Source organism: Halorubrum kocurii JCM 14978 (genome assembly GCF_000337355.1).
Classification (GTDB): Archaea; Halobacteriota; Halobacteria; order Halobacteriales; family Haloferacaceae; genus Halorubrum; species Halorubrum kocurii.
The window spans coordinates 1-22767 of sequence record NZ_AOJH01000076.1 but is presented as its reverse complement, the minus strand read 5'-3'; the positions used below and the strand labels follow the sequence as shown (position 1 = coordinate 22767).

Below are 22767 nucleotides of genomic sequence, written 5' to 3'. Positions count from 1 at the left end.
GACGATGACGGACCGATGAGCGACGAGTCCGATCCCGCCGCCGCCCTACACGAACACCTCGCGGCCACAGAGGAGCGCCCCGTGGAACGCGAGGCGGGCTGGCGGCTCGGCGAGGCGCAGGCGCTGGCCGCGGAGATCGCCGGTGGTGTCGACGAACCGACCGCCGTCAGGCGGGCCGGCGAGATCCGGACGCTGCTCGCCGAGATCGACGGGACCGGCGACCGCGAGGCCGACGACCACGTCGCCGCCGCGCGGGACCTTGCGGATCGAATCGCGACACAGGGAGAGAGCGAGTGACGGCCGGCGCTCGTTAGTCGTCGGCCGCCGTCAGTCGTCGGCCGTCGACTCGCCGCCCGCGTCCGCCGCGCAGCGGTTGGGACCGAGTTCCAGCTCGATCGCCGCGGTCTCGTCCGGCGGCGACTCGACGCCGCGATTGGCGGCGATGACCGACTCGTAGTTCGGCGGCTTCTCCGGAAGCGTCGCCGTGATGCGCTCGACGAACGCCTCGCGGTCGAGGCCGAGCACGTCGATACCGCGGCGCGCAGCGCCCACCGTCGTCGTCACGGGTTCGCCGGGAACGACGCCGCCGGTCGTCCCGTCGTTCGCGACCGCGAAGTGCCCGGGACAGACGACGACGTCGTCCGGCTCCGCGAGCAGCGTGCCGTGGAGCGAGTCGTAGAGGCGTTCGGCGCCGGTCGCCGCGCCGGCGGTTTCATCCTCCGTCCCACCCTCCGCGTCGTCCCCCGCCGCGAACTGCAGTTCCGTCCGGCCGACGCTGTCGGTGAAGAGCGTGTCGCCGGTGAGCACCGCCGACCGCCCGACGAGGTAGCTCGCGCCGTCGTCGGTGTGACCGGGCGTCGCGAGCGCCTTCACGTCGACGCCGCCGAGGTCGAGCGTCTCGTTTCGCGAAAGCGGTTCGAACGCGTACGACACGTCGCGCTCGGCGGCCGCCGCCGGCAGGTAGTAGGGGACGCCGAGCTCGTCGGCGAGCGCTCGGCCGCCGGAGAGGTGGTCGGCGTGGACGTGCGTGTCGAGGACCGCCGCGATCGACGCGTCGCGCTCGGCGGCCGCCGCCCGCCACTCGTCGCCGTGACGGGAGACGTCGACGGCGATGGCGACGCGGTCGGAGCCATCGGGATCGGCGATGGCGACGCGGTCGGAGCCATCGGGATCGGCGGCGGCGGTATCAGCCCATCCCCCCACCACGAGATAGCCGAGACACCCCTTCGCGCGCCGCTGGATCTGGACGACCTCGAGCGGGTCGTCGCCCGCGCCGGGGAGCGGGACCGCGGTCCGGTCGTACACGCCCGACCACCCGCGCATCCCGTCTTCGACGACCGTCACGTCGTCGTAGCCGGCCGCCTCGAGCGCCTCGGCGAAGTCGAGCGACGCCTTCCCCTTCGCGCAGGCTGTGACGACCGCGTCGTCCGGTCCGAGCCCGGTCCGGGCCTCAAAGTCGTCGACGTCGAACTCGTGAAACGGCTTGTAGAAGTAGTGGATCGAGTCGGCGATCCGCCAGCTCTCGTAGCTCTCGCGGGGCCGGGTGTCGACGAGGGCGAACGACCGCTCGCCGCGTCGCCGCTCGTCGATCCTGTCGCGGAAGGCGTCGGCGTCGATGACGGTTGGCATGGTCCATGGTTGGGGCCGAACGGCAAAACGCTGTCCGGTGGGATCGGGCCGCGGCGGCGGTCCAGTGCGGTCGGGCCGCGGCGGCGCCCAGATCGCGCCCGCGATGGACAGGTTTTAGCCCGGCGACCCGACACGTCGGCGCATGGTCGAGGCGTTCGCGGTCGCCAGCGGGAAGGGCGGCACGGGGAAGACGACGAGCACGCTCGCGCTGGGGATGGCGCTCGCGGAGGAGCACGACGTCACCGTCGTCGACGCCGACACGGGGATGGCGAACCTGCTGTTCCACGCCGGGCTCGACGACGCGGCGGTCACCCTCCACGACCTCCTCGTGGAGGGGACCGCGACGACGGTCTCGGAAGCGACCTACGACCGGTTCGGGCTCTCCGTGGTCCCCTGTGGAACCTCGCTCGCGGGCTTCGAGGCGGCCGAGCCGGGTCGCCTCCGCGAGGTCGTCGCCGAACTCGCGAGCGACGCCGACGTGCTGCTGCTCGACTCGCCGGCCGCGCTCGGCTCGAAGTCGGCAGTGCTGCCGGTCGTTCTGGCCGACCGCGTCGTGATCGTCGTCGAGCCGACGATCCCCGCGCTCTCGGACGGGCTGAAAGTCCAGGAGTACGCGCGCTCGTACGGGACGGAGACCGCTGGCGTGCTGTTCAACAAGGTCCGCGAGGACGCCGCCGACGTGACCGAGCAGGCCGAGCGTCGCTTCGGCGGCCCCGTCCTCGCGAACGTCCCCGACAGCGACGTGGTCCGGGACGCCCGCCGCGCCGGGAAGCCCCTGCTCGCGCACGCCCCGGAGAGCGGGGCGGCCGCCAGCTACCGTCGGGCCGCCGCCCGGCTCGACGTGCGCGACGGCGACGAGGGGGCCGTCGCCGACCGCTTCCGGAGCGCGGTCGTGCCCGACACGCCATGACCCGGACCGCGTCGTCGGCGGAGCTACGGATCCCCCGCGGGGACCTACTGCGGTCGCGCGTCGTCTCCGACGTGGGCACGACGCTCGCCCGGGCGCTGGACAGGGAACTCACCGGCTACGCGACGCTCGTACCGCAGGAGACGCTCCTCTTGGAGGGCGACGCCCGCGGCGTCGTCACCTTTGCCGACGGCGTCCCAGTGCTGGCGTACAACACGGTGAGCGACAGCGGCGGCCCGGACGCCCTTGCCGAGCTCGCGGTGCCCGGCCCCTACCGCGTCGAGCTGTACGCGGTCGACGACGGCGCGCTCGAAACCGCCCACGAAGAGGAGGCGCTCCGGGTCGCGCCGGGCGCCGTGGCGACCGAGCTCGCGGACGACCAAGCCCTCGCCGACCGCACACGCGACGCGGCCCCGGACGAGCGGCTGGACGCCGGGCGCGACGACGGCGGCGACGCGGTCGCCGCGTTCCTCGAAGACGACGAGCGGATCGAGGCGATCCGCGAACAGGCGCGCTCGGAGGCGGCAGAGCGCGCCGCCGAGTGGGGGCTCGACGACGCGCTCGCGGGGGAGGGTGGAGACGAGTTCGACGGCTGAACGCCACAGCAGTTAGGTCGGTCCGTCCCGTACTCCGGCCATCACCGTCCTCCGCCTCCTCCGCCTGACCGCCCCGAACGATTTCGCCGACTGGTACGCCGCGAGCCGCGCGTACACCCGCCACGTCGCCGAGGAGATGGGGTTCGAAGGGGCCGACGCGCTCGACGGCACGCGGATCGCGGCCGACCTCCGCGAGGACCCCTTGGGGCTGTCTCCCGCGGCGGCCCGGTCCGTCGCGGCGACGCTGCTCGCCGACGGCCGGTTCTCCGAGCCGTACTGCGAGTGGCTCCCGACGTGGTACGAGCTGGGGCTGATAGCCCCGGTCAGGTACGGGGAGTGGCGGCTCCGCCGGGTCGCCGCCGCGGTCGCGGACGCGGCAGCGGTAACGGTCGCCGCGCCGCGGTTCTCTCGACCGCGGGACGTGACGATCGACGGGAGGCCGGCGCTCGCCCGCGTCTCCGGGTTCCGCGAGCGGTTCCTGCTTGCCGACGCCCTGTTGCACCTCGAGTGGTTCGACCACGCCGCGGCCGCTGACGGGGTCGAGGTCCCGGCGGCGCTCGTCGATCGAACCCGGCAAGAGTCGCTGTCGTACTACGGCGGCGACCGCGATCGGCTCTCCGAGCCCGTGCGTCGCTTCCAGCGGCTGCTGTTCGCCGACGACGCGTGGGTCCGGCGGGTGGACGAGAGCTACGGGCTCGACAGCCGTCTGTTCGGTCTCTGGGAGCGACTCCTGCGCGCGGAGCGAGAGCGGCTCGCGTCGGCGTGACGGGGCGAGCGGACGGGACCGACCGATCGCTGGCGACCGGACAGCAGCGGTGTTACAACTCCTGTAACATGTTACAGATTGTGTTGTTGAATCGGGAGATAAGTATTCCAGTGGACGGACCATACGCGGTTTTACGAGCCGTCTACCGGTTCGTCGTTCCCCGATCGCTTCGGCCCTCCCCCGCGTTCCTGCCCGCGTCCGTAATTAAACCCGTGACCGTAGCGGGCGGTGACCCCACATGAACCCTGAGTGACCCGGCTCGATCGGCGGAGCGTCAGCCGGCCGGCGCCGGATCAGTCGTGTCGAGCCACCGCGTCTTGGGGATCACTCGACCGCGAGTAATCTTTTATTCACAGTTGCACAGGCCGGAAGCTTCATACGTCGGCTCTCGGATCCTCCGCACACACGAATGGCAGTACTCTGGCTCGAGGATGTCGACGCCGACGACGTCGGGACCGTCGGCGGGAAGGCGGCTTCGCTCGGCGAACTCATCGGCGCTGGACTCCCGGTCCCTCCGGGGTTCACCGTCACGGCGGGGACGTACCGCACCTTCATCGAGGAGGCGGGGATCGACGAGGAGCTGTTCGCCGCGGTCGACGTCGATCCGGAGGACTCCGCCGCGCTCCGAGCCGCCGAGGAGACGGCGGCGGAGCTGATCTTGGAGACGCCCCTTCCCGACGACGTTCGCGAGGAGATCGTCGACAGGTATCGAACGATGGGCGAGGACGGCGAGGAGGCGTTCGTCGCGGTGCGCTCGTCCGCGACCGCCGAGGACCTCCCGGACTCCTCGTTCGCCGGCCAGCAGGAGACGTTCCTCAACGTCCGCGAACAGGACCTGATCCGACGGGTGAAGGAGTGCTGGGCGTCGCTTTTCACCCAGCGGGCGATCTACTACCGGCAGCAGCGGGGGTTCCCCCACGCCGAGGTCGACATCGCGGTCGTCGTCCAGCGGATGGTCGACGCCGAGAAGTCGGGCGTGATGTTCACCAGCCACCCGTCCACCGGCGACCCGCAGATCACGATCGAGGCCGCGTGGGGGCTCGGCGAGGCGGTCGTCTCCGGCACGGTCTCGCCCGACAACTACGTGTACGACCGCGAGCGGGGCACCGTCGACGAGGTGACCGTCGCGGACAAGAAGGTGGAGATGGTCAAAGACCCGGAGACCGGCGAGACCGTCACGCTCGAAGTCGACGAGGAGCGCCGAAACGACCGGGTGCTCTCCGACGCCGAGATCGAGGACCTCGTGGCGCTCGGCGAGCGCGTCGAGGACCACTACGGGACGCCGCAGGACGTGGAGTGGGCGGTTTTCGACGGCGACATCTACATGCTGCAGTCCCGCCCGATCACGACGATTCAGGAAGACGCCGGGAGCGACGCGGCGTCCGACGAGAGCGCCGGCGAGGCCGGGACGAGCGGCGACGCCACCGCGAACGGCGGCGACCGCGGTACCGCGGACGACGACGCGGACGTCCTCGTCGACGGGCTCGGCGCCAGCCCGGGCGTCGTCTCCGGTACCGTCCGGATCGTGCACAAGCTCGACCACCTCGACCAAGTCGAGGAGGGCGACGTGATGGTCACCGAGATGACGATGCCGGACATGGTTCCCGCGATGAAACGCGCCGCCGGGATCGTCACCGACGAGGGGGGCATGACGAGCCACGCCGCGATCATCTCCCGAGAGCTCGGAGTGCCCGCGGTCGTCGGCTCCGGAAACGGGACGCGGCTCCTGAACGACGGACAGAACGTCACGCTCGACGGCGACAAGGGAACCGTCCGCGCCGGGACCGACGAGGAGGCCGAGCCAGGCGAGGAGTTCGAACCGGTCGAGGCGGCGCGGCCGGAGACCCCCGTCAAGCCGATGACGGCGACGGAGGTGAAGGTGAACGTCTCGATCCCGGAGGCCGCCGAGCGCGCCGCGGCGACGGGCGCTGACGGCGTCGGCCTGCTCCGGATCGAACACATGGTGCTGTCGCTCGGGAAGACCCCCGAGAAGTACATCGCCGACCACGGCGCCCGCGCGTATCAGGACGAGATCATCGAGGGCGTCCGACGGGTCGCCGACGAGTTCTACCCGCGACCGGTCAGGGTCCGGACGATCGACGCGCCGACCGACGAGTTCCGAGAGCTCGAGGGCGGCGACGGCGAGCCGGCCGAACACAACCCGATGCTCGGCTGGCGCGGGATCCGGCGGAGCCTCGACAAGCCCGAGCCGTTCCGGCAGGAGCTGGCCGCGTTCGCCCGGCTCTACGAGATGGGGTACGACAACCTCGAGGTGATGTTCCCGCTCGTCAACGACGCGAGCGACGTCGAGGGGATCAAGCGACACATGCGCGACTCCGGGATCGATCCCGAGACGCACCGCTGGGGCGTGATGATCGAGACCCCCGCGAGCGCGCTGCAGATCGAGGAGCTGGCGGCCGCCGGCATCGACTTCGCCTCCTTCGGCACCAACGACCTCACGCAGTACACGCTGGCGGTCGACCGCAACAACGAGCACGTCGCCGGTCGGTTCGACGAGCTCCATCCGGCGGTGTTACGGCTCATCGGCGACACGATCGAGACGTGCCGGGAGCTCGGCGTCGACACCAGCATCTGCGGACAGGCGGGATCGAAGCCCGAGATGGTCGAGTTCCTCGTGGAGGCGGGCGTCTCCTCCATCTCCGCGAACATCGACGCGGTCCGCGACGTGCAACACGAGGTGAAACGGACCGAACAGCGGCTCCTCCTCGACTCGGTCCGCTGACGCGGGCGCGGCAGCCGCCCGATCGAGAGCGCTCGGAGCGGAACGGGTAAGACCCTCCGCGGCAACGTTCGGTCGAATGCAGCAGCCCGAGCCGCAGTCGTTCGACCGGGTGCTCTCGTCGATGTGTACCGAGCCGCATCCCGCGGCACGGGAGGCGGCCGAGCGGTTCCTCGCGACGAATCCGGGCGATCCGGCCACGTACGAGGCGATCGCGTCGCTGGAGGAGCGCGCGGTCGAGCTGCTCGCGACGCTTACGGACCACCCGACGCCGACCGACGCGACGGGGTACGTCACCTCCGGCGGTACCGAGGCGAACGTGCAGGCGGTGCGGTCGGCGCGAAACCGCCACGACGCGAGCGACGTGAACGTCGTCGTCCCCGAGAGCGGCCACTTCTCGTTCCACAAGGCCGCGGAGCTGCTCGACGTGGAGCTCCGGACCGTCCCGGTCGACGACGACTTTCGAGCCCGGACCGACGCCGTCGCGGCCGCCGTCGACGAATCGACCGCACTGGTCGTCGGCGTCGCCGGGAGCACGGAGTACGGCCGGGTGGACCCGATCCCGGAGCTGGCGCGGATCGCTCGGGAGGCGGGGGCGGTCATGCACGTCGACGCGGCGTGGGGCGGGTTCGTGCTCCCCTTCACCGACGCCGAGTGGTCGTTCGGCGACGGCGCCGTCGACACGCTGACGATCGACCCGCATAAGTTCGGACAGGCGGCGGTGCCGGCCGGCGGGCTCATCGCCCGCGACGCCGCGGCGCTGGACGCGCTCGCGGTCGACACGCCCTACCTGGAGACGCGGTCGCAGGCGACGCTGACGGGAACGCGGAGCGGCGCTGGCGTCGCCGGAGCCGTGGCCGCGATGGAGGCGCTGTGGCCGGACGGCTACCGCGACGCGGTCGAGCGCGCGACCGCCAACGCCGAGTGGCTCGCCGGGGCGCTCGGCGATCGCGGGTACGACGTGGTCGAACCGGAGCTCCCGCTCGTCGCGGCGGCGCTCCCGGAGCCCGAGTTCGACGCGCTGCGGGAGGCGGGCTGGAAAGTCTCGCGGACGGGCGGCGGCGAGCTGCGCGTCGTCTGCATGCCCCACGTGACGCGGGAGACGCTCCGAGCGTTCGTGGCGGACCTCGATCGGATACGGGAGTGACCGGCCGCGAGGGCACCGACTCCTTTTCACCGAAACCGCGGCCATCCCCGCCGTGATCGCCTTCAGCGACCTCGCCCGCGCCGCCTACTGCCCGCGACAGCTCTACTACGCGCGCCGTGACGACGACCGAGGCGTACCCGGTGAGGCGCGCGCTCGGATCGACCTCGCTTTTCGGTATCCCTCGCTCGTCGACGCGCCGGACGCGACGCTCCGACGACTGCCGATCCGCCGCTCGCCAGCCGCGTACCGCCGGAACCTCTCGCGGCTCCGCGAGCGCGGCGACTACGACCGGCTCGCCGACCCCGAACGCGAGCGCGTCTTCCGATCCGGAAGGGAGTGTCACGGGAGGGTCCACAAGGTTCTCGCGGGTGAGACGGACGTCGACCCGCCCGTTCCCAGCGTCGTCTCGCCGGGCGAGCCGCCGACGAACGGCGTCTGGGAGCCGCAGGCGGTCAGGGCCGTCGCCGTCGCGAAGGCGGTCGCGTGGGAGCGCGAGCGCGAGGTGCCGCGCGCGCTCGTCGAGTACCCGAGCGTCGGCGCCGTCCGCGACGTCCGCCTCACGACCCGGAAGAAGGCCGCCTACCGAGGGGCGCTGCGGGCCGCGCGGGCGATCGATGGCCCGCCGGCGCGCGTCGACGACGACCGCTGTTCGGCCTGCGAGTACCGGGAACGGTGCGGGACGAAGCGGCGATCGGTCCGGTCGCTGCTGGGGTGAGACGGCGGCCGAAACGGCCGCGCGTTCGGTGGCGGCTACGGAGAGAAGGAGGTCCCGCAGTCGTTGCACGTGAACCGGAACCGCCCCTCGTCGGTCAGCTCGGTCGCGTGCGTGCGTTCCTCGCCGCACTCGCGGCACTCGATCAGCGACTCGATCTGGTCCCAGTCGTGTCGCGCGCCGGGTGCGCCGAACGCCCACGCGGCGACGTCCTCGTCGGCGTCCTCGCGGACGAAGCCGGACTGGAACTCTCCCGGTGCGAACCGGATCAGCTCTCCGGCGCCGACGTCGACCCGCTCGCGGTCTCGGCCCACTTCGAACGTGGCGGTCCCCGAGAGCACGTAGAACACCTCCTCCTGATCGCGGTGCGTGTGGAGCCCGCCCGAGAACTCGTCTCCCGGCGCGAGTTCGAAGTAGTTCATCGCGACGTGTTCGGTGCCGATCGCCCGCGAGACCGGCTTTCGAACGTCGTGGACACCCATCGGGTTCGTGACGACGTCGACGTCGTCGATCGCGGCTTTCCGCATACCGACCCGTCCGAGGGCGGCCGTATAATCGTATCCCCGACCTCGGCCCTCCGGTCGCCGTCCGACAGCGGGCGCCCGACGCGCCGTGAGCCTCGGCTCGGTCAAACCTGTCGCGACCCGACGACTTATCAGTGTGTGACGCGTCGGCACGGACACGAATGACACGAGACGATCGTGGTCGTTCGGAGGATAGAGGAAGTCGCCTCACGGCGGCTGGCCGCGAAATTCTCCGGCGATAACGACACCGGGGCACGACCGCCCCGCGGCGGTACCGGCCCCGAACCCACCGACGAGCCGACGGACTTCCTTTTGACCCGAACACCACTCACCACACTCGACGAGGTACAGCTGTTAGACACCACCCTGCGCGACGGCGAGCAGATGCCGGGCGTCTCGCTGACGCCGGCCGAGAAGGTCGACATCGCCCGCGAGCTCGACGCGGCCGGGATGCACCTGATCGAGGCCGGCTCGGCGTGCACTTCTGACGGCGAGCGAGAGGCCATCCGCCGGGTCGCGAGCGAGGGACTCGACGCGACCGTGACGAGCTTCGCCCGCGGCGTGAAGGCCGACATCGACCACGCGCTCGACTGCGGCGTCGACGGCGTGAATCTCGTCGTCCCCGCCTCGGACAAGCACGTCGAGACGAAGGTCGGGTCGACCCGCGACGAGGTGGTCGAGACGACGGTCGAGCTCGTCGAGTACGCCAAAGACCACGGCCTGTGGGTCGAGGTGCTCGGCGAGGACGGCTCGCGCGCCGACCTCGACTACCTCGAACGCTTGCTCGGCGCCGGGCTCGACGCCGGTGCCGATCGGATCTGCTACTGCGACACGGTCGGCGCGGCCGACCCGGAACGCACCGCGGACGTCGTCTCTCGGCTCGCCGACCGCGGCCCGACGAGCCTCCACACCCACGACGACCTCGGCTTCGGCGTGGCGAACGTCCACGCCGGGCTGAAGGCGGGCGCCGACACCGTCCACGGGACCGTCATGGGCGTCGGCGAGCGCGCCGGCAACGTCGCTTTAGAGGAGGTCGCCATCGCGCTCGACCAGTCGTACGGCATCGACACCGTCGAGCTGGAGCGGCTCTATCGGCTCTGCCGGACCGTCTCGGAGGCGACCGGGGTCGCGCTCCCGCCGAATAAGGCGGTCTGCGGCGCCAACGCCTTCGCCCACGAGTCCGGGATCCACACCGACGGGACGCTGAAGGACGGGACGATGTACGAGCCGTACCCGCCCGAGACGGTGGGGCGGGAACGGCGGCTCGTCCTCGGCAAACACGCCGGGCGCGCGGGGGTCAAAGCGGCCCTCGCCGAGCACGACGTCGCGGTCGACGCCGACGAGCTGAGCCAGGTCGTGAGCCGCGTGAAAGAGCTCGGGGACCGCGGGAAGCGCGTCACTGACGCCGACCTGCTCGCGATCACCGAGGACGTGCAGGGCCGCGAGCGCGACCGCCGCGTCGAGCTCGTCGACCTGTCGGCCACCTCGGGTGGGAACCTCCCGACCGCGTCGGTCCGGCTCCGCGTCGGCGACGACGAGCGGGTCGCCTCCGGCACCGGGTCCGGCCCCGTCGACGCCGGGTTGGAGGCGGTCCGGGCCGCGCTGGCGGGCGATTCCGCCGTCGAGGGCGTCTCCTTCGACCTCGACTCCTACCACGTCGACGCGATCACGGGCGGGACCGACGCCGTCGTCACCGTCGAAGTCGACCTGTCGCGCGGCGACCGGTCCGTTTCGGTCTCCGCGACCGACGCCGACATCACCCGCGCCAGCGTCGTCGCGATGGTCGACGGGCTCGACCGCCTGCTCTCGGCCGCCGCCGAGGACGGGTCGGTCCCGGACGCCGCCTCGCTCGCGGACGACTGACGGGGACGGACTCGCGTCGCTCCGAGGCGCCGTCGCTCCGCTCGGCCGCGTTACCGCTTCTCTCCGCGCAGCCACGCGTAGTCGCAGGCGTCGAGCTCGAACGTGACGCCGCCCTCCGCGACGGAGTGACCGCCGTCGCCGACGACGTGCTCCACGCTGTCCGGGTCGACGTCGAACCCGACGATCTCCTCGCGGTACTCGTCCGCGAGGTTGTGCGCGCAGAGGAGGACCGTCCCCTCGTGGTCGAACCGGTGGACGCGCGTCTCCTTGTGGTCACAGTCGGGGGTTCGGTAGTCGCCGCGGGCGATCTCCGGGCACGCGTCGCGGGCCGACACGAGCGCCTCGACCCGCGAGAGCAGCGAGTCGGGATCGCCGCGCTGCGCGGCGACGTTCACGCGGTCGTAGGCGTACTCGCCCTCGTCGACCACGGGGTTGTAGCAGTCCTCGGGGGCCGCGGCCGAGAACCCGCCGTTCGGCGAGTCGTCCCACTGCATGGGCGTGCGGACGGCCTCGCGCTCCGGGAGCGAGAGGTCGGCCCCCATTCCGATCTCGTCGCCCGACTGGAGCGCGACGGAGCCGGGGAGCGAGAGGAGGAGGCTGTGGGCGACGGCGATCCGATCGCGGTCGCCGCCGTACAGGTCGGCGAGCCGCAGCCGGTGGCCCCGCTCGAAGATCCAGGAGTCCCCGGCGTCGTCGGCGAAGTACTCGCGGGCGTGCTGGAACGCCTCCTCGGGGAGCTTCAGCAGGTTCCACTCGTCGTGGTTCCGCAGGAAGTTCACCCACCCGCCGACGTCGGAGACGTCGGGGAGGATCTCTTCGGCCCGCTGGAGCGGCCAGGTGTCCTTCACGCCCACCGCGTACGTGAGATGGGCGTTCATGACGAAGTTGAACTGGAGGTTGAACGCCTCGCCGTCGCCGAAGTAGTAGTCGAGGTGTTCCGGCTCGTCGTCGGCCTCGGCGAGCAGCACCGCGTCGGACTGCTCCGCCTCGACGACCCGCCGCATCTCTTTGAACAGCTCGATGGACTCGCCGAGCTCGGTCTCGTCGAGAGTGGTCGCGTTGTGGCCCTTCGGCATCAGCATCGGGTGGGCGGCGTCGATCCGGAACCCGTCCGCGCCCTGGTCGAGCCAGAACCGGAGCACGTCGTACAGCTCCGCTCTGACGACGGGGTTCGCGACGTTGAGGTCGGGCTGGTGGCCGTAGAACTGGTGGAAGTAGTGCTTGCCGGCGACCTCGTCGTACGACCAGACGCCGTCCTCGTACTCGGGGAAGATGTTGCCGCGCTGGTGTGCGTCCTCCGGATGGCTCGTCCACAGGTAGTAGTCGTGGTACTCGGACTCGGGGTCCTCGCGAGCGCGCTGGAACCACTCGTGCTCGTTCGAGGTGTGGTTGAAGACGAGGTCGGTGATCACCCGTATCCCGTGCTCGTGCGCCTGGTCGGCGAACTCGCGGAAGTCGGCGAGGCTCCCCAGCCGGTCGTCGACGGCGTAGTAGTCGGCGACGTCGTACCCGTTGTCCCGGAGCGGGCTCGGATAGAACGGGCGGATCCACACGGCGTCGACGCCGAGCTCGTCGAGGTAGCCGAGCCGCTCGATCGCGCCCGTGAAGTCTCCCCACCCGTCTCCGTCGCTGTCGTTGAACGTCTTGACGTCCAACGAGTAGATCGTCGCGTCCTCGTACCAGGCCCGGTCGCTCATACGCCGCGGTACGGAACCCGGGGTTTGGTCTCTTGCGATTTCGACCGTCGTCTGACGAGGTTTTTAACCGATTGCCGTCCGAACGACGCCCGTGAGCGTCGTCGTCGCGGTCAAACCGTCCGCTCGCAAGCGCAACGCGAAGGTCGGGCGACTCGTCTTCGAGGACGGCCCCCGCCACGCGTTCGAGAGCCGGGCGGCCGCCGAGCGGTGGGCGGCCGACCTCTCGACCGGAGACGGCCACGTCTGGGTCGCGAGCGCCCACCCCCGAGACGGCGACGACACCGATCTCTACCTCGTCTCGCGGGCGACGAACGCGAAGCTCGAGGCGGCCTACGACAAGCGCCGGCGGCGGCTCCGCGGCGATTCCGGACCCGAGCAGGAGTCGCTCGGCGGAGAGCCGTAGGCGGTCGGCCCGCGCCGGCTCGGGCCCACGTCGACCGGGCCCGGCTGGGGCCCGCGTGGACCGCGACGGACGGCCGTCACCGACCGGCGGAACGAGAGCGGTCGCTCGCGAGTCGAGCGTCCGAAAGAAGCGCCGAGGCGGAGATTTGAACTCCGGTGTCCGAATGGACAGTAGATTTCGAATCTACCGCCTTGGCCAGGCTAGGCTACCTCGGCTCATCCTTCGGTTGGCAGGTTCCGCTGTTATGCGTTTCGATCGCCGACGCCGCCGGGGGCGTCGACGACGACCGCTGTTCGGCCGTCCTCCCGACAACGCTTTTCGGCGGGGATCGCGTGGTGGCGGTATGGACGTCCCCGAAGCCGCGGCGGCCTGCTCCCGCGTCGTCGACGAGGTCGGCGGCGCGGTTGTGGCCGACCGCGAGTTCCTCGACCGCGTCACGCTCGGCATCCTCGCCCGCGGTCACGTCCTCCTAGAGGACGTGCCCGGCACCGGCAAGACCCTCTCCGCGCGCTCGTTCGCGGCCGCGCTCGGCCTGGAGTTCTCGCGGGTCCAGTTCACGCCCGACCTCCTCCCCAGCGACGTGACCGGGACCAACGTGTTCGACGAGCGCGACGGCTCCTTCGCCTTCTCGCCCGGGCCGATCTTCGCGAACGTCGTGCTCGCCGACGAGATCAACCGCGCGCCGCCGAAGACGCAGGCCGCCCTGCTGGAGGCGATGGAGGAGGGGCAGGTGACCGTCGACGGGGAGACCCACGACCTCCCGAAGCCCTTCTACGTCATCGCCACCCAGAACCCGGTCGAGAGCGAGGGCGCGTTCCCGCTCCCCGAGGCCCAGCTCGACCGGTTCACGATCAAGACCGCGATCGGGTACCCGGACGATGAGGGGGAGGTCGAGCTGCTCCGCCGGCGCGCGGGCCGCGTCGCGCAGGCGCCGACGGTCGAGCGCGTGCTCGATCCGGACGCCGTCGCGGACCTCCGCGAGGTGCCCGAAACGGTCCGGGTCGACGACGACCTGCTGGCGTACATGGCGTCGGTCGCCCGCGCGACGCGGACGGACCGCCGCGTCGACGTGGGGGTCTCCCCGCGCGGCACTCAGCGGCTCTTCGAGACGGCGCGGGCCGCCGCGGTCGTCGCCGGCCGCGAGTTCGTCACGCCCGACGACGTGAAACGCGTCGCGGAGCCGGCGCTCGCCCACCGGCTCGTGTTGACCCCGGACGCCGCCGTCAACGACACCGACAAACGCGACGTGATCGCCGACGTGCTCGATCGGGTCGCGGTGCCGACGGTGGACGCGGGCGAGGCCTGACGTCGGTGTAAAGGGGCGGAACCGCCCGAACCGGGCTACTCCGCGTCCCGCTCCGCCAGCAGCTCGGTCGCCGTGAGCAGCGACTCCAGTTCGATGTCGTGGTCGGCTAACAGCTCCGAAGCGCCCTCCTCGCGGTCGACGACGACCAGCACGCGGTCGACCGTCGCGCCCGCCTCACGGAGCGCTTCGACGGCGTCGACCGCGGACTGCCCGGTCGTGGCGATGTCCTCCAACACGACGACCTCCTCGCCCTCGTCGAGCCGGCCCTCGATGCGGTTGCCCGTGCCGTACTCCTTCGCCTGCTTGCGCGCGATGACGTACGGGCGCCCCATCTCGGCGGCCGTGACGGCCACGAGCGGGACCGCGCCCAGCGCGACGCCCGCGAGCGTCGCGTCGGTGTCGGCGAGCCGGTCGGCGAACGCCTCGGCGATCAGCCGGAGCGCGTCCGGGTCGGTCTCGAAGAGGTACTTGTCGACGTAGTAGTCGCTCGTCCCGCCGTGCGAGAGCTCGAACTCGCCGAATTTGACGGCGTCGGCCGCCCGCAGCGCTGCGACCAGCTCGCCCCGTCGGTCGTCGTCAGACATACCCAGACAGCGCGCGTCGCCGATTATAAACGGGTCGAAACGCGAGCGGGGCCGGGAGTACGTGTCTCAATTCGGCTGATCGGTCGTTTATGAGCGATCATCGCAGTCGCCCACACGTTTTTAAGTATCGTATCACCGCCGACAAACTGCACCACTCGCTCCCGCTATCGATCACTCCCTCGACCAGGGGCCCAAATCACGTTCGGATCAACATATTCACTACAGGTCATCCCGAACCGGGGTGTATGAGCACGGACGACGTCTCTCGGCGCACGTTCATCCGGACCGCCGGCGGCGCGGCGGGCGTCGCGGGGGCGACGGCGACGACGGCGGGGACCGCGGCGGCACAGGAGGAACAACCGGTCTGGCCGAGCGGGGCCGAAGGGAACGTGGGGTCGTACGAAGACGCCCGCGGCGAGAGCGAGATCACCGTCGAAGTCGGCGCCGGTGATCAGGGCCTCGCCTTCGACCCGACCCTCCTGTGGGTCGACACCGGAACGACGATCACGTTCGAGTGGACCGGGAACGGCGGCGCACACAACGTCCAGACCGTCGAGGGACCGGCCAGCCTCGACAGCGGCGACCCGGTCGGCGAGGAGGGAGCGACCTACGAGTACGAGACGAGCGAGGAGGACGTCGGGATCACCCACTACCACTGCGTGCCCCACACCGACGTGGGCATGCACGCCGGCCTCGCCGTCGGCGAGGACATCGAGACGGAGTCGACCGGCGGCGGCGGATCCGACGCCGTGTTCGTCCCGCAGGGCGCCCGCGCGCTCAGCGTCGCGACGTTCGTCGCGATGGTGAGCACGCTCGGGCTCGCGTTCGTCTTCATGAAGTACGGCGGCACGATCACGCGAGACGACGAGTAGTCGCCCGTCGCGGCTCGCGCGGTGTTCGGTGTTACTCCCCGCCCGAGAGCCCGCGGTACGCCTCGACGACCCGGTCGAGCACCGCGTCGCGGTCGTAGGACGCGAAGTCGCGCTCGACCGACTTCCGGTCGAGGTCGCCGACGGCGACGAACTCGTCCGCGAGTTCGGCCGGGCTCGTGACCAGCCGGCCCCGCCGGCGCCCTTCGACGAGCTCGTGGGCGCTCGAGTCCGCCTGATACTCGACGAGGGCGACGCAGCCGCACGCCAGCGCCCACAGCAGATCGGTCGCGAACGTCTCCCACGTCGCCGTCGCCACCGCGACGTGAGTCCCCTTGAACAGCGCCACCCGCTCGCGGAGCGGGAGGTCACCGAGGAACGACACACGGTCGTCGATCCGGAGGTCGCTCGCCGTCGACTCGATCCGCGCGCGCTCGGGGCCGTCGCCGACGACCGCGGCGGTCCAGTCGCGGCCGCGGAGCTCCGCGAGTCCGAGCAGGAACGTCTCGACGTTGGCGTGGCGGTCCAGCCGCCGGGCGTACACCGCGTCGAACCGGTCGTCGACGCCGGCTGATTCGACGAGGTCGAAGTCGATGCTCTCGGGGATCACCCGCACGTCCTCGCCGGCGGCGCCGTGCTCGCGGACCCGCGTCTTGGTCGTCCGCGACGGGGTCGTGACGGCGTCGGCCCGCCGGGCGAGCAGCCGGTACCGCCGCCGGGAGTCGGCGGGGTGGTCGCGCCACCAGTCGACGACGACGGGGGCTCGGGAGAGGGTTCCCGCCGCGGTCGCGGCGATTCCGGGCGTCGGCGGGGTGTTGACCGCGTGGACCACGTCGGGGTCGACGCGGCGGAGCGCGAGCGGGAGCCGGGCCGCGAACGCCGACGGCGACGGCTCGACCGTCACCGACCGGTAGGCGATCCCGTCGTCCTCGAAGGCGTCGTGGTCGCCGCCCCACCAGCGGGCGCAGAGCCAGACCACGTCGTGGCCGCGCTCGGCGAGCCCCCGGGCGATCCGTCGCGTCCGCGACCGCGCCGGCGTGTCGCCGTGGCCGGGTGCGAAGAGCGAGACGAACGCGACGCGCATACGCCGACCGGACGGCTGGGGCGGGTAAAAAGACACGGCATCCGCCGGGGCGCGGGGGATCGACGACCCGCTCGCGGCCGTGCGACCGGTTCCCCCACCCGAAACGGTTTCACACCGCGCCCGGAATCAGACCCCATGCACCGGTACGACATCGAGCGCTACCTCAACGTACGGAACGCCGGCGGAGCGGATCTGGGCCCCGACGGACGGCTCTCCTTCCTGTTGAACACGACCGGCACCGGCCAGGTGTGGTCGCTCGACGAGCCGCTCGGGTGGCCCGAACAGCACACGTTCTTCGAGGAGTCGGTCTCCTTCATCGACTCCTCGCCCGAGCGCGCGGAGGCCGTCTTCGGCATGGACGAGGGGGGCAACGAGCGCGCGCAGCTGTACCTGCTCAACTACGAGTCCGGCGAGATCACCGACCTCACCGACCGCCCCGAGTCGAAACACCGCTGGGGGGGCTGGGACGGCGAGGGCGACCGCTTCGCGTTCGCGTCCAACCGGCGCGACCAGTCGGTGTTCGACGTGTACGTCCAAGCCCGGGACGCGACCGGAGACGACGCGGAGCTGGTGTACGAGGGCGACGGCTGGCTCTCGGTCGCCGGCTGGTCGCCGAGCGACGACCGACTGATCGTCCACGAGGCGCACTCGTCGTTCGACCACGACGTGTACACCCTCGAACTGGACACCGGCGACCTGACTCATCACACGCCCCACGAGGGCGACGTGCGGTACGGGAGCCCGGAGTGGGGGCCCGACGGCGAGGGACTCTACCTCGTCACCGACCGCGACAGCGACACGCTCCGGTTGGAGCGGCTCGACCTCGCGACCGGCGGGTTCTCGGTCGTCGCGTCCGGGGACGGCCCGGAACGCGCGAGCGGAGCCGGCGACGGCGGTGACGACGCGGACGACGCCCCCGCGAAACCCGGCGCCGACGACGGCTGGAACGTCGACGGCGTCGCGGTCCACGAGGAGTCCCGCCGCGTCGTCTACTCGCGCAACGTCGACGGCTACACCGAGATCACGGTCGGCGAGCTGGTCGAGCCGGACCGGATCGACCCGTTTCCGGCCCCCGACCTCCCCGAGGGCGTCGCCGGCGGCGTGAGCTTCGGCCCCGACGGGGACCGCTTCGCGATCACCGCGACCGGCAGCACCCACAACGCGAACGTCCACGTCGTGGACGCGACGACCGGCGAGAGCGAGCGCTGGACCGCGGCCTCGACCGCCGGCATCCCGCCGGACACGTTCGTCGAGCCCGAGCTCGTCCACTACCCCACGTTCGACGGCCGGGAGATCCCCGCGTTCTTCTCCGTCCCGGAGACGGAGCCGCCTGAAGGCGGCTACCCGGTCGTCGTCGACATCCACGGCGGGCCCGAGTCGCAGCGGCGACCCGCCTTCGCCTCGGTCAAGCAGTACCTGCTGAACAACGGCTACGCCGTGTTCGAGCCGAACGTGCGCGGGTCGTCGGGGTACGGGAAGGCGTACGCCGCGCTCGACGACGTGGAGAAGCGGATGGACTCGGTCGCGGACGTCCGGGCGGGCGTGGAGTGGCTTCACGACCACCCCGAGGTCGACCCCGACAGCGTCGTCGCCATGGGCGGCTCCTACGGCGGGTTCATGGTGCTCGCCGCGCTGACCGAGTACCCCGAGCTGTGGGCGGCCGGCGTCGACATCGTCGGCATCGCGAACTTCGTCACGTTCCTGGAGAACACGGGCGACTGGCGCCGGTCGCTCCGCGAGGCCGAGTACGGCTCGCTCGAGGAGGACCGGGAGTTCCTCGAGTCGATCTCGCCGATCAACAACATCGAGGCGATCGAGTCGCCGCTGTTCGTCCTCCACGGCGCGAACGATCCCCGGGTGCCCGTCGACGAGGCCGAGCAGATCGTCGAGGAGGCGCGCGAGCAGGGCGTCCCGGTCCGCAAGCTGATCTTCGACGACGAGGGGCACGGCTTCGCGAAGCTGGAGAACCGCATCGAGGCGTACCGCGGGGTCGTCGACTTTCTCGCTGAGTACGTCTGAGGCGGAGAGCCGACGGGCCCCGAGAGCGGAGCCGGTCCGGGATCGACCGTTCCATCCCGTCGGTGCGCGCCTCGGCGGGACTCCCCCGCTGTCGTCGGGAGAGGGTCCGCAGTAGCCTTATGACCCAAGACAATAATTATTTATCATGAGTATCGACGCAATCGCCGAGTCTACGGCGGCTTCGATGAGCGAGGGTCAGATGCGGGAGCTCCTCGAAGCGGAGGGGGTCGGAACGCTCGGCCTCCCGACCGGCGACCTCCCGTATCTCATCCCGGTCTCGTTCGGCTTCGACGGGGACGCGACGCTGTACTTCGTCTTCCTGCTGTTCGGGACCGAGAGCCGGAAGGAGACGCTCGTGAGCGAGGCGGGACGGGGTCGGTTCCTCGTCTACCGCGCCGACTCGATGTACGACTGGCAGAGCGTCTCCGTGACCGGCCCGATCACGGCCGTCGAGGAGGGAGAGTGGGACGAGCTCCGGAGCGCGATGGAGAACGCGTGGCACCCGAACGTCTTCTCGTCCGCCCATCCGATGCGCGGCGTCCGCGGCTACCGATTCGAGATCGACGAGTGGACGGGGCTCCAACAGCGGGACACCGGCGGGAACTGACGCGCGAGGCGCGTCGGTGTCGGTTTCCGACGGGCGGCACCGCGATCGGTCAGCCTACCAGTCCGGGCCGAAGTCGGGATTCAGCTGGCGGTCGGTCCGGCCGAGATCGTCGATCGTCTCGATGTCCTCGTCGTCCAGTTCGAGCCCGAGGCTCGCCCAGTTGTCGGCGATGTGGTCCGCGCCGGTCGCCTTCGGGATTGCGGTGACGCCCGACTCGCGGAGCCACGCGAGGCTCACCTGCGCCGCGCTGACGCCGTGCTTCTCGGCGATCTCGCCCACGGCCGGGTCGTCGAGGATCTCCCCGCGGGCGAGCGGCGAGTACGCGACCAGTTCAACGTCGTTGGCGTCGGCGTACGCGCGCAGCTCCTCCTGTCGGAGCAGCGGGTGCATCTCCACCTGGTTCGCGAACGGCGCCTCGCCGAGCGCGTCGGTCGCGGCGTCGAGGTGTTCGGGCTCGAAGTTCGAGACCCCGATCCGGTCGATCAGGCCGTCGTCGCGGAGCTCCGCGAACGCGGGCAGCGTCTCCGCGGGGTCGTACGCGCCGGCCGGCCAGTGGACGTACAGCAGGTCGACGTACTCGGTGTCGAGCTTCTGGAGGCTCTCGCGGGTCGAGGCGGCCACGTCCTCGGGCGCGAGGTTCTCGATCCACACCTTCGTGGCGAGGAACACGTCGTCGCGGTCGACGTCGGCGGCCGCGATCCCCTCGCCGACGGCGGCCTCGTTGCCGTAGATCTGGGCCGTGTCGACGTGGCGGTAGCCGGTCTCCAGCGCGGTCGTCACCGATTCGGCGCACTGCGCGGGGTCGTCGTTCTCCCACGTCCCGAGCCCGAGCACGGGCATCCCGTCGTTGGTCGGTACGTCGAAGGACCGTGACTCCTGAGACATACGCGACGGTAGTCGCGTGAGGGGAAAGTCGGTTGCGGTTCCGACCCTCCGATCGATCCGGGTTGTCGGTTACCGATTCGCGGGAAGCGGCGGGCGATACTTTGCGACTGCGTCACAACTGTTGACACCGATGGCGAGCTACTACGACTGGCTGCTCGCGGCGATCGCCGCGGCGCTACTCGCCGGTGCAGCGACGAGCGTCCACCCCGCCGTCGCCGTTCACCAAGGACTCGCCGGGGGGAGTCTCGTGTCCACGCTCATCCTCTACGAGATCCTCTTCCGGAATCCGCCGACCGAGCCGACTCGATCGTCGACCGCCGCGTCGGTCGTCGTCGGGAGCGGATGGCTCCTCACCGTCGTGCTGATGTACTGAGCGTGGCCTTTCGTGGGCCGTCACTCCAGCAGCGCCCGCGAGGAGTTCGTCACGACGAGCAGGCTGGAGGCGCCCATCGCGAGCGCGGCGAAGAGCGGGTTCAGCAGGCCGGCCACCGCGAGCGGGATGGCGACCGCGTTGTAGCAGAACGCCCAGCCGATGTTCCCCTTCACGCGCCGGCCGGCGGCCCGCGAGAGTTCGAAGACGGTCGCCACGGAGTCGAGATTGTCGTCGACGATCGCCACGTCGGCCGCGTCGGCCGCCATCGCGGTCCCGCCGCCGAGCGCGACACCGAGGTCGGCCGCGGCGAGCGCGGGCGCGTCGTTGGTGCCGTCGCCGACCATCACCGTCCGCCCCCGCGCCTTCAGCCGCTCGACCGTCTCGGCTTTCCCCTCGGGGGGGACGCCCGCGAACACCGAGTCGATCGCGTCGTGCTCGCGGAAGACGGTCGCCGCGCGCTCGTCGTCGCCCGTCAGCACGACCACCTCGACGCCCTCGTCGGCGAGCGCGGTCACGGTCTCCTCCCACCCCTCGCGAAGTTCGTCGCCGACCACGACGACCCCCTCCGCGGCGCCGTCGCGGCCGACGGCGACCGGGACGCGCCCCACGTCGCGGGCCGCCGCGACCGTCTCGCGGATCTCGTCTGAGACCGTCCAGCCCCGTTCGTCGAACAGGTCGGGGTGCCCGACGACGACCTCGACGCCGTCGACGACGCCGGAGACCCCGCGGGCGTGGCTCTCGAACTCGGTGACCGCGAGGGCGCCGCTCGCCTCTTCCGACGCTACCTCCCCTCCGTCGGCGACCGCGGGTGACGCGGCCCCGGAGTCCGACGCGGATCCGGGATCGCCGAGCGCGCCGTCACTCGCGCGCGCCGCGGCGATGGCCCGACCGACCGGGTGCGCAGAGCGCTCCTCGACGGCGGCGGCGAGCCGGAGCAGCTCGTCGTCGACGTCGGTCGCGACCAGCCGCATCTCGCCGGTGGTGAGCGTCCCGGTCTTGTCGAAGACCACGGTGTCGGCGCCGCGGATCCGCTCGAAGACGGTGTCGTCGAAGATCACGATGGAGCGCTCGAGCGCGTCGCGGATCCCGGCGGCGACCGCCAGCGGGGTCGCGAGCCCGAGCGCGCAGGGACACGAGACGATGAGCACCGTGAGGCCGACGAGCATCGCCTCCGTCACGCCGTTGCCGAGCGCGAGGTTCGCGCCCGCGGAGAGGAGCGCGACCGCGAGCACGACCGGCACGAACACCGTCGCCAGCCGGTCGGCGAGCTTCTGGACGCCGTGGTTCCCGCTCTGGAGGTCCCAGACGAGCTCCGCGACGCGGTCGAGGCTGGAGGTCGCGTCCGGGCCGACCGCGACCGTCAGGGAGCCGTCCGCGACCACGGAGCCGCCGACCACGGCGTCGCCCGGCGTCTTCCTGACCGGCATCGACTCGCCCGTGACGACCGACTCGTCGACGGCCGCGTCGCCCGCGACCGCCTCGCCGTCGACCGGTACCCGCTCGCCCGCGCGCACGAGCAGCCGGTCGCCGGGGGCGAGGTCGTCGATGGCGACCTCCTCGGTCTCGGCGCCGTCCGCGTCCCCCTCGTCGACCAGCCGCCGGGCGCTGTCGACCTGCACCGCGGTGAGGTCGGAGAGGAGCTCGGTCGCGCGCTTTTTGATCGAGTCCTCGTAGTGGTTGCCGACGGTGACGATCACGATGATCGCGACGGTCACGTCGTAGTAGATCGACGGCGACTCGACGAAGATCACGGCGAGGGTGCTGTACGCGTACGCGCTCACCGCGGCGATCGCGACGAGTAAGTCCATGTTCGGGGACCGCGTCCGGGCGCTGACGTACGCGCCCCTGAGTATCGGTTTCCCGGTGACGAACAGGACCACCGTCGTCAACACGGCGATCACGATGAAGAAGTACGTCCCCGAGCTCGAGGCCATCGCCTGGTCGAGGTACTCCAGGGTCCGCTCGTTGTAGAAGGGGAACGCGAAGTACGTCGGGTAGATGATGACGATGTACTGGAGCATGACCGCCATCCCGACGAGCACGCCGACGGCGAGCC

At 71.2% G+C, this 22767-nt stretch carries 21 protein-coding genes and 1 tRNA gene; 14 read left to right on the top strand and 8 right to left on the bottom strand.

What is annotated here, in order from left to right; all coding sequences use genetic code 11:
• Nucleotides 1-15 precede the first annotated feature (15 nt).
• Nucleotides 16-297 (top strand): hypothetical protein, encoded by a 282-nt coding sequence (locus C468_RS11970; RefSeq protein ID WP_008849156.1) that lies wholly within the window; start codon nt 16-18, stop codon nt 295-297.
• A gap of 30 nt (nt 298-327) precedes the next feature.
• Here the strand turns inward: C468_RS11970 and C468_RS11965 are convergent, their stop codons facing one another.
• Nucleotides 328-1629, bottom strand: coding sequence for an MBL fold metallo-hydrolase (locus C468_RS11965; RefSeq protein ID WP_008849155.1), 1302 nt, complete (start codon nt 1627-1629; stop codon nt 328-330).
• 142 nt (nt 1630-1771) lie between these two features.
• On the opposite strand from C468_RS11965, the gene C468_RS11960 reads away from it, so the two are divergent.
• From C468_RS11960 to C468_RS11935, 6 genes are all read left to right on the top strand, one after another.
• Nucleotides 1772-2539, top strand: a complete 768-nt coding sequence (locus C468_RS11960) for a nucleotide-binding protein (RefSeq protein ID WP_008849154.1) — start codon at nt 1772-1774, stop codon at nt 2537-2539.
• Nucleotides 2536-3132, top strand: coding sequence for a hypothetical protein (locus C468_RS11955; protein ID WP_008849153.1), 597 nt, complete (start codon nt 2536-2538; stop codon nt 3130-3132). The genes C468_RS11960 and C468_RS11955 overlap by 4 nt, the downstream gene beginning before the upstream one ends.
• 136 nt (nt 3133-3268) lie before the next feature.
• Nucleotides 3269-3898, top strand: coding sequence for a hypothetical protein (locus C468_RS11950; RefSeq protein WP_008849152.1), 630 nt, complete (start codon nt 3269-3271; stop codon nt 3896-3898).
• A gap of 409 nt (nt 3899-4307) precedes the next feature.
• Nucleotides 4308-6641 carry a phosphoenolpyruvate synthase gene (gene ppsA / locus C468_RS11945; RefSeq protein ID WP_008849151.1) on the top strand — a complete coding sequence of 778 codons (2334 nt, stop codon included), beginning with the start codon at nt 4308-4310 and terminating at the stop codon, nt 6639-6641.
• A gap of 76 nt (nt 6642-6717) precedes the next feature.
• The gene (mfnA, locus tag C468_RS11940; RefSeq protein ID WP_008849150.1) at nt 6718-7785 is read left to right on the top strand and encodes a tyrosine decarboxylase MfnA; all 1068 of its coding nucleotides are present in this window, start codon (nt 6718-6720) and stop codon (nt 7783-7785) included.
• 52 nt (nt 7786-7837) lie between these two features.
• Nucleotides 7838-8500: a CRISPR-associated protein Cas4 gene (locus C468_RS11935; RefSeq protein WP_008849149.1), complete on the top strand. Its 663-nt coding sequence runs from the start codon at nt 7838-7840 to the stop codon at nt 8498-8500.
• Between the two features lie 35 nt (nt 8501-8535).
• Here the strand turns inward: C468_RS11935 and C468_RS11930 are convergent, their stop codons facing one another.
• Nucleotides 8536-9024, bottom strand: coding sequence for a cupin domain-containing protein (locus tag C468_RS11930; RefSeq protein WP_008849148.1), 489 nt, complete (start codon nt 9022-9024; stop codon nt 8536-8538).
• Nucleotides 9025-9333: 309 nt separating this feature from the next.
• Here C468_RS11930 and C468_RS11925 point away from each other — a divergent pair, with 309 nt between their 5' ends.
• A complete protein-coding gene (locus C468_RS11925; protein ID WP_193788258.1) occupies nt 9334-10884 on the top strand; it encodes a (R)-citramalate synthase in 1551 nt (516 codons plus the stop codon).
• Nucleotides 10885-10934: 50 nt separating this feature from the next.
• Here the strand turns inward: C468_RS11925 and C468_RS11920 are convergent, their stop codons facing one another.
• The gene (locus tag C468_RS11920) at nt 10935-12581 is read right to left on the bottom strand and encodes an alpha-amylase family protein (RefSeq protein WP_008849146.1); all 1647 of its coding nucleotides are present in this window, start codon (nt 12579-12581) and stop codon (nt 10935-10937) included.
• A 91-nt stretch (nt 12582-12672) separates the two neighbouring features.
• Between C468_RS11920 and C468_RS11915 the strand changes: the two genes are divergently transcribed.
• Nucleotides 12673-12984 carry a hypothetical protein gene (locus C468_RS11915; protein ID WP_008849145.1) on the top strand — a complete coding sequence of 104 codons (312 nt, stop codon included), beginning with the start codon at nt 12673-12675 and terminating at the stop codon, nt 12982-12984.
• A gap of 130 nt (nt 12985-13114) precedes the next feature.
• Here C468_RS11915 and C468_RS11910 read toward each other — a convergent pair.
• Nucleotides 13115-13199: transfer RNA gene (locus C468_RS11910), tRNA-Ser, on the bottom strand.
• A gap of 128 nt (nt 13200-13327) precedes the next feature.
• Here C468_RS11910 and C468_RS11905 point away from each other — a divergent pair.
• Nucleotides 13328-14290 (top strand): AAA family ATPase, encoded by a 963-nt coding sequence (locus C468_RS11905; RefSeq protein WP_008849144.1) that lies wholly within the window; start codon nt 13328-13330, stop codon nt 14288-14290.
• 35 nt (nt 14291-14325) lie between these two features.
• Here the strand turns inward: C468_RS11905 and pyrE are convergent, their stop codons facing one another.
• Entirely contained in the window at nt 14326-14874 is a 549-nt protein-coding gene (gene pyrE, locus C468_RS11900; RefSeq protein WP_008849143.1) for an orotate phosphoribosyltransferase, read from the bottom strand.
• A gap of 245 nt (nt 14875-15119) precedes the next feature.
• On the opposite strand from pyrE, the gene C468_RS11895 reads away from it, so the two are divergent.
• Nucleotides 15120-15746 (top strand): plastocyanin/azurin family copper-binding protein, encoded by a 627-nt coding sequence (locus tag C468_RS11895; RefSeq protein ID WP_008849142.1) that lies wholly within the window; start codon nt 15120-15122, stop codon nt 15744-15746.
• Nucleotides 15747-15777: 31 nt separating this feature from the next.
• Here C468_RS11895 and C468_RS11890 read toward each other — a convergent pair whose 3' ends face one another.
• Nucleotides 15778-16827 (bottom strand): glycosyltransferase, encoded by a 1050-nt coding sequence (locus C468_RS11890; RefSeq protein WP_008849141.1) that lies wholly within the window; start codon nt 16825-16827, stop codon nt 15778-15780.
• A gap of 135 nt (nt 16828-16962) precedes the next feature.
• Here C468_RS11890 and C468_RS11885 point away from each other — a divergent pair, with 135 nt between their 5' ends.
• Both C468_RS11885 and C468_RS11880 read left to right on the top strand, forming a co-directional pair.
• Nucleotides 16963-18846 (top strand): S9 family peptidase, encoded by a 1884-nt coding sequence (locus tag C468_RS11885; protein ID WP_008849140.1) that lies wholly within the window; start codon nt 16963-16965, stop codon nt 18844-18846.
• Between the two features lie 145 nt (nt 18847-18991).
• Nucleotides 18992-19453: a pyridoxamine 5'-phosphate oxidase family protein gene (locus C468_RS11880; protein WP_049912202.1), complete on the top strand. Its 462-nt coding sequence runs from the start codon at nt 18992-18994 to the stop codon at nt 19451-19453.
• Nucleotides 19454-19507: 54 nt separating this feature from the next.
• On the opposite strand, the gene C468_RS11875 is transcribed toward C468_RS11880, so the two are convergent.
• Nucleotides 19508-20293: an aldo/keto reductase gene (locus C468_RS11875; protein ID WP_049912208.1), complete on the bottom strand. Its 786-nt coding sequence runs from the start codon at nt 20291-20293 to the stop codon at nt 19508-19510.
• A gap of 175 nt (nt 20294-20468) precedes the next feature.
• On the opposite strand from C468_RS11875, the gene C468_RS11870 reads away from it, so the two are divergent.
• On the top strand, nt 20469-20711 hold the full coding sequence (locus C468_RS11870; protein WP_008849137.1) for a hypothetical protein: 243 nt from the start codon (nt 20469-20471) through the stop codon (nt 20709-20711).
• Nucleotides 20712-20731: 20 nt separating this feature from the next.
• Here C468_RS11870 and C468_RS11865 read toward each other — a convergent pair.
• The coding region (locus C468_RS11865; protein ID WP_008849136.1) for a heavy metal translocating P-type ATPase at nt 20732-22767 on the bottom strand (2036 nt) is incomplete at its 5' end.

What these genes read in the sequence shown, in the direction of transcription:
- C468_RS11970 (WP_008849156.1), top strand. Translation starts at nt 16, where the DNA reads ATGAGCGACGAGTCCGATCCCGCCGCCGCCCTACACGAACACCTCGCG.
- C468_RS11890 (WP_008849141.1), bottom strand. Translation starts at nt 16,827, where the DNA reads ATGCGCGTCGCGTTCGTCTCGCTCTTCGCACCCGGCCACGGCGACACG.
- C468_RS11875 (WP_049912208.1), bottom strand. Translation starts at nt 20,293, where the DNA reads ATGCCCGTGCTCGGGCTCGGGACGTGGGAGAACGACGACCCCGCGCAG.
- C468_RS11905 (WP_008849144.1), top strand. Translation starts at nt 13,328, where the DNA reads ATGGACGTCCCCGAAGCCGCGGCGGCCTGCTCCCGCGTCGTCGACGAG.
- C468_RS11930 (WP_008849148.1), bottom strand. Translation starts at nt 9,024, where the DNA reads ATGCGGAAAGCCGCGATCGACGACGTCGACGTCGTCACGAACCCGATG.
- C468_RS11885 (WP_008849140.1), top strand. Translation starts at nt 16,963, where the DNA reads ATGCACCGGTACGACATCGAGCGCTACCTCAACGTACGGAACGCCGGC.
- ppsA (WP_008849151.1), top strand. Translation starts at nt 4,308, where the DNA reads ATGGCAGTACTCTGGCTCGAGGATGTCGACGCCGACGACGTCGGGACC.
- C468_RS11955 (WP_008849153.1), top strand. Translation starts at nt 2,536, where the DNA reads ATGACCCGGACCGCGTCGTCGGCGGAGCTACGGATCCCCCGCGGGGAC.
- mfnA (WP_008849150.1), top strand. Translation starts at nt 6,718, where the DNA reads ATGCAGCAGCCCGAGCCGCAGTCGTTCGACCGGGTGCTCTCGTCGATG.
- C468_RS11950 (WP_008849152.1), top strand. Translation starts at nt 3,269, where the DNA reads ATGGGGTTCGAAGGGGCCGACGCGCTCGACGGCACGCGGATCGCGGCC.
- C468_RS11870 (WP_008849137.1), top strand. Translation starts at nt 20,469, where the DNA reads ATGGCGAGCTACTACGACTGGCTGCTCGCGGCGATCGCCGCGGCGCTA.
- C468_RS11880 (WP_049912202.1), top strand. Translation starts at nt 18,992, where the DNA reads ATGAGTATCGACGCAATCGCCGAGTCTACGGCGGCTTCGATGAGCGAG.
- C468_RS11960 (WP_008849154.1), top strand. Translation starts at nt 1,772, where the DNA reads ATGGTCGAGGCGTTCGCGGTCGCCAGCGGGAAGGGCGGCACGGGGAAG.
- pyrE (WP_008849143.1), bottom strand. Translation starts at nt 14,874, where the DNA reads ATGTCTGACGACGACCGACGGGGCGAGCTGGTCGCAGCGCTGCGGGCG.
- C468_RS11920 (WP_008849146.1), bottom strand. Translation starts at nt 12,581, where the DNA reads ATGAGCGACCGGGCCTGGTACGAGGACGCGACGATCTACTCGTTGGAC.
- C468_RS11965 (WP_008849155.1), bottom strand. Translation starts at nt 1,629, where the DNA reads ATGCCAACCGTCATCGACGCCGACGCCTTCCGCGACAGGATCGACGAG.
- C468_RS11895 (WP_008849142.1), top strand. Translation starts at nt 15,120, where the DNA reads ATGAGCACGGACGACGTCTCTCGGCGCACGTTCATCCGGACCGCCGGC.